This is a genomic window from Mesorhizobium sp. M4A.F.Ca.ET.050.02.1.1 (assembly GCF_003997725.1).
Lineage (GTDB): Bacteria > Pseudomonadota > Alphaproteobacteria > Rhizobiales > Rhizobiaceae > Mesorhizobium.
In genome coordinates, this window is the sequence record NZ_RZSG01001415.1 from 1 (window position 1) to 611 (window position 611).

Here is a 611-nt window from a genome sequence, read left to right on the forward strand (position 1 = left end):
ACCTGCGACCCCGAGACGGAGCCGATGCCCGCCTGGGGCTGGGGCGTGCCCGGCGGACCGTACAAGCCGCCGGTTGGGAAATCGTAGCAGTGGCGGACCGGGCTCGGAGCACGATCGTCCGATGGCGGCAGTGGCAGGGCCTTGGCATCGAACACCTCGTCCTGAGGCAGGACTCCGGTGGGATATCGGCAGAGTCCGTGGCGATCTCGGCCGACCATGCGCCGTTCGCGGTCCACTACCGCATTTCATGCGACCCCGACTGGCGCGCCAGGGAGGTCGAGGTCGGCATCGTCGGCGGCGGGCGCTTCCGGCTCGAGACGGATGGAATGGGCAACTGGTCGAAGGACGGTGCTCCGATTCCGGAACTGACCGGGGCGCTCGACCCCGATCTCACCGTCACGCCCTTCACCAACACGCTGCCGATCCGGCGGCTGCGACTGAAGCCTGGCGAAAGCGCCGAGATCGCGGCGGCCTTCATCGAATTGCCGGAGCTGAGGATCGTCAAAAGCCCGCAGCGCTACACATGTCTCGATGAGGACAGACGCTATCTCTATGAGTCACTCAGGAGTGGCTTCCGGCGGGAAATCGAGGTTGATCGGGAGGGGCTGGTC

Annotated in this window: 1 protein-coding gene and 1 pseudogene; both read left to right on the forward strand. The window is 66.4% G+C overall.

What is annotated here, in order from left to right:
• A pseudogene (locus tag EOA33_RS41220) lies at positions 1-87 on the forward strand (globin); the annotation flags it as partial.
• 2 nt (positions 88-89) lie between these two features.
• On the forward strand, positions 90-611 hold a 522-nt coding region (locus tag EOA33_RS37880), incomplete at its 3' end, for a putative glycolipid-binding domain-containing protein (protein ID WP_127407855.1).